At 70.5% G+C, this 6,665-nt stretch carries 10 protein-coding genes; all 10 read right to left on the reverse strand.

All coding sequences use genetic code 11. The annotated features are described in order from the left end of the window. Positions 1–15 precede the first annotated feature (15 nt). Positions 16–924, reverse strand: coding sequence for an AAA family ATPase (locus tag AB0G11_RS41160; protein ID WP_357592196.1), 909 nt, complete (start codon positions 922–924; stop codon positions 16–18). Next, entirely contained in the window at positions 921–2,522 is a 1,602-nt protein-coding gene (locus AB0G11_RS41165) for an RNA ligase (RefSeq protein WP_357592198.1), read from the reverse strand. The genes AB0G11_RS41160 and AB0G11_RS41165 overlap by 4 nt, the downstream gene beginning before the upstream one ends. Further along, positions 2,522–3,025: a hypothetical protein gene (locus AB0G11_RS41170; protein WP_357592200.1), complete on the reverse strand. Its 504-nt coding sequence runs from the start codon at positions 3,023–3,025 to the stop codon at positions 2,522–2,524. Before AB0G11_RS41170 ends, AB0G11_RS41165 begins: the two co-directional genes overlap by 1 nt. Beyond that, positions 3,022–3,510 carry a RusA family crossover junction endodeoxyribonuclease gene (locus tag AB0G11_RS41175; RefSeq protein ID WP_357592202.1) on the reverse strand — a complete coding sequence of 163 codons (489 nt, stop codon included), beginning with the start codon at positions 3,508–3,510 and terminating at the stop codon, positions 3,022–3,024. The genes AB0G11_RS41170 and AB0G11_RS41175 overlap by 4 nt, the downstream gene beginning before the upstream one ends. Then, on the reverse strand, positions 3,507–3,923 hold the full coding sequence (locus AB0G11_RS41180) for a helix-turn-helix transcriptional regulator (RefSeq protein ID WP_357592204.1): 417 nt from the start codon (positions 3,921–3,923) through the stop codon (positions 3,507–3,509). The genes AB0G11_RS41175 and AB0G11_RS41180 overlap by 4 nt, the downstream gene beginning before the upstream one ends. Before the next feature lie 29 nt (positions 3,924–3,952). Continuing rightward, entirely contained in the window at positions 3,953–4,375 is a 423-nt protein-coding gene (locus AB0G11_RS41185; RefSeq protein ID WP_357592206.1) for a hypothetical protein, read from the reverse strand. Continuing rightward, complete coding sequence (locus tag AB0G11_RS41190; RefSeq protein WP_357592208.1) at positions 4,375–5,049, reverse strand: hypothetical protein; 675 nt, start codon at positions 5,047–5,049, stop codon at positions 4,375–4,377. Before AB0G11_RS41190 ends, AB0G11_RS41185 begins: the two co-directional genes overlap by 1 nt. Then, positions 5,046–5,294, reverse strand: coding sequence for a hypothetical protein (locus tag AB0G11_RS41195; RefSeq protein ID WP_357592210.1), 249 nt, complete (start codon positions 5,292–5,294; stop codon positions 5,046–5,048). The genes AB0G11_RS41190 and AB0G11_RS41195 overlap by 4 nt, the downstream gene beginning before the upstream one ends. Next, complete coding sequence (locus AB0G11_RS41200; protein ID WP_357592212.1) at positions 5,291–6,121, reverse strand: hypothetical protein; 831 nt, start codon at positions 6,119–6,121, stop codon at positions 5,291–5,293. Before AB0G11_RS41200 ends, AB0G11_RS41195 begins: the two co-directional genes overlap by 4 nt. A gap of 86 nt (positions 6,122–6,207) precedes the next feature. Beyond that, positions 6,208–6,546, reverse strand: a complete 339-nt coding sequence (locus tag AB0G11_RS41205) for a hypothetical protein (RefSeq protein ID WP_357592214.1) — start codon at positions 6,544–6,546, stop codon at positions 6,208–6,210. Between the last annotated feature and the right edge of the window lie 119 nt (positions 6,547–6,665).

Here is a 6,665-nt window from a genome sequence, read left to right on the forward strand (position 1 = left end):
GACACCTCCTTCAGGTCAGAAGTCGCCGTCGGCGACTTGGAGGACAGTGAGGCCGATCGACCGCCACATGACGACCACCTGGCGGCGGTCGTCCAGGACGCACGCCACGTCGTAGGCGTCGCGGACGTGCGCGTCGAACAGCTCGCGCTTCACGATCGAGTCGCGGCGAATGTCGCCGGCCGACCGCATGTGGAGGGCGTCGTACGGGATGGCCACGTGCTCGGCCAGCCACGCCTCGGTGGCAGACCGGCAGGCGGTCGAGCGGCCCGACATGAACACGACCCGGTTCCCCGCGGCCGCGAGGGCGCGGACGACCTTGATGACGGGCAGGTTCGGCAGGTCGTCGCCGACGCGCGTCTCGTCGAACGGCGACCGGCCGTTCATCAGCGCGGTCGTCCCGTCGATGTCCACGAGCACCGCCCGAGGCGCGCCCGGCACGGGCACGTACGGCCGGAGGTCGCCGACGATGTCGCCGGCCTCCTCCGGGATGGGCAGCGGGTGGGGGCGGCCTCGCAGGTACTTCGTGTGCATGTCGCGGATGACCGGCTCCCCCACGGGCCGCGGTCGTTCCGCGTCGCGGGCGATGCACGCCTCCACCGGCACGTCGGTCAGGTCCCACACCTCGACGTCGGCGCCCGCCCGCTTCGCCAGCTGGGTCAGGTCTCGCACGGTCCGCGACGGCAGGTTGGTGTCGTCGCTCACCACGTCGACGCCCTTGCGCAGCAGCGCGGAGATGGCCGAGTCGCGGACGGCGATGATGCGCGCCTCGGTGACGCCCTTGATGTGGGCGCCGTCGTGGGCCATGCTGCGCAGGTCGTCGCGGTTGACGCGGGCGCGGGTGTCGGGCTTCTCGGCCACCCAGGCGACGGCCTTGGTGGTCTTGCCGCTGCCGGGCAGGCCGCGGGCGATGATGAGCGTGCTCACGCGGCGTCCTCCGAGAACGTGATCGGGCGCAGGTCGCCGGAGGGGCGGAGCGTCTTCCAGATGGCGGGGCGCGGGTCGCGGCCGTCGAGCAGGTTGAACAGCCACGGACGCAGCGTCGAGGTAGAGGCAAGGCGCGCGAATGCCGCTCGGAACTCGCGGCTGATCGGCTTCTCGATGACCTCTGTGTCGTCGTTCGCCCACGTATCGCCGCGCCGAACCGCATCGACCGTGCTGACGGGAAGGCCCATGCTGCGCGCCAACTCGGACGTGTTCCCAACCGTGGAAGACCTGATCATTGCCACCTGCTCGCGGGTCAACCTGGTCTTTGCTCCTCGAAGCGCGTTCTCGCTGCGCGTGGTCTCTTGGAGGTGGTGGGGGTTGACGCAGACACGCACTCGGCACAGGTGGTCGAGGTCGTACCCATCTCTCACGACACCCTTGAGGTGGGTGTAGAGGTGACGGTGCGCCGTGGTGGTTCGGGTCTTTCCGTAGCCGTTGTTGCTCTTCGCGCCCGTCCATATCCAGCAGCCGGATCCGAAGTCGATCTCCATGGGGATCGGCCGAAGCGTGTGGCGGGGGATGAACCGCGTCGGCTCCCCGAGCCGATAGCCCTTGGCCGTGCTGGTGGCGAGCGGTGTTTCCCCACCGCATCCGCAGTGGCACAAACCTGACTCGATGGGGTAACCAGCCATCGACTGGGCGAGCAGGAGCCGGAACTCCTTCTGCGCTTCCGTGAGAACGCGCACCTGCTCCGACGCGAGTTCATCCGCAACCGTCCGGACAAAGGCATGAAATTCATCCGGCAGCGGCTCGCAAATCTCGGCGACGGTCTTGCCTTCGCCGAGCAGCTCCCACACGCCGCGCGCGTTCAACCCGGTGATCACCTTGTGCAACGCGACATAGTCATCCTGTTTGATCTTCACCATGCGGCCGGTGTCCAGGTACCGCACCACCAGCCCCTCAGCGCCCTCGCGGGGCGGCATCGCCAGCGCGTCCGCGAGCGTCCCGAGCGAGAACACCGCCGCGGACGGGCCGGGCCACGACTGGACGTCACGCGGTCCCAGAACCCAGCCCGTCGCGGTGACGACGCCACCCAGCAGGAACAAGTCGTCAGCGCCGCCGTAGTCGCACACGATCCGGTTCTCCGGGTAGACAATCTCGACCAGCACCGTCACCCCGGCGGGCGGCACGAATGCCGGGTAGCGGCGGCGCAGCACCTCGGTGGCGTGCACCGCCTGCACGCTGGCGAACGAGCCTCGCGTGGCCACAGCCCAGCCGTCGGCCGCCGGATAGATCAGGCCCAAGCTGCCGTCGAGCTTGTCCGTCACCTGCACCGGCGCCGACAAGTCGAGCTCGCCGGCGGACGGCTCGGAGTGGTTGAAGAACTTCGGGAACCCGCGCGCCACGACCCGATCACGCTCGTCCACGATCAGGCCTCGGCAGGTCATGGTGACGAAGTCCCAGGCCCGCTCGTACTGGGTCTTCTCCGTGTAGTTGTAGATCCGCAGCGGGTCGGTGGGGTGCGCCTGGACGCGGACGTACCCGGACGCGATCCGCTCGTCGAGGTGGGCGAGGTCGAACAGCTCCCCGATGTGCATCACGCCTCCTCGCCGGTGTTGGCGAGCAGCGCGGCCAGGCCGTCGGCGAGCTGGTCCATCTCCTGGCGCAGCTCCGTCGCGGTCAGCTTGCCGTTCGACTTCACCCGCTGGGCGTACGCCACCCAGTGGCCCAGGCCCGCCCGCAGGCGGGACACCTCGACCTCGTGCAGGCGGCCGGCGATCCGCTTCAGCGTGCCCTGCGACAGGATGAGCTGGCCCTCTTCGTCGAGGGTGCCCTGCGCGGTGCGCTGAAGGTGGAGGGCGCGGGCCGCCTCCCGGATGGCGTCCTCCTGGTCGCGGTTGGGGATCTCCAGCTGGATGATGCGCACCTTGACGGAGGCCTCGGCGTCGCTGTCGGGCGCAGGCTGGGTGCGCTCGACGTGCTTGGCCTCGCCGATGAACAGGATGCTGGAGCCGGGCCGGTCGTAGATGCCGCGGATGTGCGGGGCGAGCGCGTCGGCGGCGGCCATATGCATCTGCGAGTCGAACTTGAACTTGGTCACGCGGTCTCCAGGTTCCAGATCTTGATGACGGCGCCCGGCTGGTGCAGGGCGTCGGGGTGGATGAGCGGGTAGGTGACGACGGCCCGGCCGTCGACGACCTGGCTGTCGTCGGCGTAGGCCACGCCGGTAAGGGCGTCGCCGATCGCGCGGGCGTAGTGGTCCCAGTCGCTGGTGCTGCGCGTGGTTGGCCAGTCGGCCCTCACCGACTTCGGTCTGGCCACGGTGACGACCGCTTCCAACCGGACGGGGCCGAGCAGCTCTCCGTGCGCCTTGGCTGGGCGGTCACACAGGACGCATGGCCGCGCGCCGAACGGCTGCCGATCGTGCGCCCCGGTGTGGTCGATGGCGGCCTGGCGGACCTTGCCGCGCCACTCCTTCAGCTCGTCGCCGTTGGCGTGCCGGAGCTTGCCGTGCTTCGAGCCCTTGAGGTTGCCCTGCCCGGCCGGTGTGCCGAAGACGGGGAACTGGAAGAGCGGCCGCGTCATGCCGCCGCCAGGTGGGTGAGCTGGAGGCGCAGGCCGACGGTCACGTACCGCTCGACCGTCACCAGCTGGTGGCCGGCCCGCCGCTCGTGGTTGCCGACCTGGCCGCGGCTTCCGCCCAGGCGGCGGGCGACGTCGCTCTGGGACAGCCCGAGCTCGCCGCGCAGGATGGGCAGCTGGGCGGGCAGGTAGAGCCCTTCGGCGAGCACGGTGTCTCCGTCGCGGACGACGATGCGGCGGTCGACGCGGCGGCCGTAGGCGATCACGTGCGGCCAGCGCGGTGAGCGGCGGCCGTGCTCCCACGCGCTGAGCGTGGGCACTGTGATGCCGAGTGCCTCGGCCACCTCGTACATGTGCACGCCGAGGTGAAGGCGGTGCTCGGCGAGGCTCGCCATCAGCGGCATGTCGGCGGTCATGCGGTGGCTCCGACCGTCTGAAGGTGCCATCACTGCACCTCCGCAAGGTCGGCCATGGTCCGCGCCGCAACCTGGAGGGGAACGACCACGTCGACCAGCGAGAGCTTTCCGCGCCGGGCGCGCACCACCAGCAGCTCCACACCATCGCTGGTGCGAGCGTCGAGCAGCTCGCCGGCGATCCGGTCGGCCTGCTCGGGGGTGACGCTCCGCTCCGTCGTGGCCAGGCCGTGGTCGCCAACCCACAAGAGCGTGATCTTCTCGACGGGGACGGCCTGCTGGCGGCGGTGCCACTGCCGGTGCGTGCGGGCGTCGTCCTCGGCGCCGGCCTTGACCGTGTGCACGTCGGACTTCCACACGCCGCTGGCGGGGCCTTCGGCGCAGCCGTGGGTCTGACACACGGCCTGGTGGCCGCCCTCGACGGGCTTGACCAGGACGGAGACACGGGGAGCCATCACGCACCGCCGGTGATCGCGTCGTAGACGGCCTTGACGAGCCGGGCGTCGCCGAGCGCGGTGTGCGCCTCGAACCGGTCGGGATCAACCTTGAGGGCGCGGTACAGGTCGGTGCTCTTCCAGGGCAGCCCGGCCGTCTCGGCGGCCATCCCACGCCAGTCGATGTCCGGCTCCCGCACGGCGAGCTGGGCGGCCTTGCCGTGCAGCCAGCCGACCGCCATGGCCTCGATGTCGATCAGGTGATAGTGCGCCGTCCAGCGGTGACCATGCGTGGCCAGGAACCGGCGCAGGAAGCGGTAGTCGAAGTCGGGCACCGCCCCGACGACGTGCGCGCCGTCCAGCAGCACCGCCAGGTCTCGGGCCACCTGCTGCTTGGTGCGGTAGTCCATGGGCAGGTCGGGCTGCTGGATTTCACCCTCGCTGATGGGGATCTCGATGGCGGCGTCGCTGTCTGCAGACCCCCGGGCGAGCCAGTTCCGCTCGTAGAAGCGGCCGATCCGCAGCGAGTTCGGGTCGGCGATGGACAGGCCGGGCCACGTCTGCCAGAGGTACTCCACGTCGCCCACCACGTTGTCGTGGTCCGGGCGGCGGACGATGGCACCGATCTCCCACACCTCGCCGCGCTCGTCGTCGAGGCTGGTCGTCTCCGTGTCCAGGAACACCAGCTTGGTCATTCGGGGGTCCTCTCTCGGTTCGTCAGGGCCGCCTTCACGGCCAGGTACTCGGCTGGCAGGTCCTGCGTCGGGCGGGGCTCGGGCGGCGGCTGCAGCGCCTCCACCACCCGCCAGCCGTGGCCGCGCACCATGTGCAGCAGCTCGGTGGCGCCCGTGGCCGGGTCAGCGAAACCGTGGTCGGTGAGCCAGCGGGCCAGCGCCGCCTTCAGGCGGCCGGCGTCGCTCGCGTAGGGGTCGGTCGTCATGTGCCACCTGCCAGGCGGTCGGCCGCGCAGCCGCGGCATGGCTGGTCAAGGAGATGGATCACGCATTTCTCGGCGGCGGGAGCTGCGGGCAGGAAGTCCTTCGGCCGCTCCCGGATGGCGCGGGCGACGTAGGGCAGCGGCTTGTCGACGGCCCGGCCGCCGAGGATCTGCCGTCGCACGCTGGCGGCGTGGTTCGGCGAGACGGTGCGGCCGGTGAGCTCGGCGAGCAGCCCGATGACCGTCTGATCGATCTTCAAGTCGTCGTCGGTCAGGGTCGCGTGCGCGTCACCTACGGAGACAGACGACGAAAGAGTTACCTCCCTTGGATCGGACCCCGTAGGGGTCCGATCCTTCGGATCGGGACGGGACGGGACGGGGGGATTCGGAGTCGAGTCAGCAGACCGATCGGAGTACCGATCGGATGACCGATGTTCGCCCTGGCAGTACGGGCAGTCAGGGTCACTGATTCCTCGCGCCTCATGCCATCGGCGATGGTTGCCGATCTTCCCGCCCGATGACTTCTTCCGTCGCTCCGTCACCACCTCGGTCTTCTTCAGGTTCCGGACCGTGCCGTCGGCGTCGGAGTCCCACTGGTGGAACTGGTAGCCGCCCTTCGTTCGCCTCCACAGCCCGGCGCCCACAAGCTCTTTCGCCAGCTCGATCTGGCCTCGGGACAGTGACGGGATCTGGTGGTCTGGCACGTAGCCATCGGTGAGATGCTTCGCCGACCACGAGCCAGCCACGGCCCACAGCCCGATCGCAGCGAGCGACGCCGCTGTCTGCTTGGGATGGGAATGAAACGAGTCGTCTACCTTGAACCACGTCACCAGGCGCGGCCTGTGTCTCGTGACCCTGCGAACGGGTCTGGCGAGTCCATGTGCGTAGTGCCTCCTCCTTCTCGCGAGCAAGATCGTCATTTCGCCGCAGCCCGTCTCCGCGCCTCGCGGGTGCGCGCGGCGGCCTGGCGGTGCTCGTCGGCGTCGTACGCCAGGTGGCAGCGCTGGCAGGCCGCGAAGAGGTTCTCCTCGCGGCAGTCCTCCGGGGCGTGGTTGCGGTGCGCGGTGGTGAGCACGACCTTCGATCCGGTGACCGGGTGCGGCTCGCCGTGGCGGGCCTCGCACCGGACGCCGTGCTCGTGGCCGCACTCGCCGACGCACTCGCACCGGCCGGCGGCGCGCTCGAACCTGATGCGCCCGCTGATCTGCGGCCAGTCGGACGGGTAGCGGATCTTGTTTTCGGGGCGGATCGGCATCACGCCACCGCCCTGGTGCGGTCCCGGCCCGAGGGCTCGCGGGCCGGGACCGGGCGGGCGGGGGGGGGCGGGGGGGGCGCCCGGCGCGCGGCGCGGGGGGGCGCCCCCGCCGGGGCCGC

Source organism: Nonomuraea sp. NPDC023979, from assembly GCF_040639085.1.
In the GTDB taxonomy this organism is placed as follows: domain Bacteria; phylum Actinomycetota; class Actinomycetes; order Streptosporangiales; family Streptosporangiaceae; genus Nonomuraea; species Nonomuraea ceibae.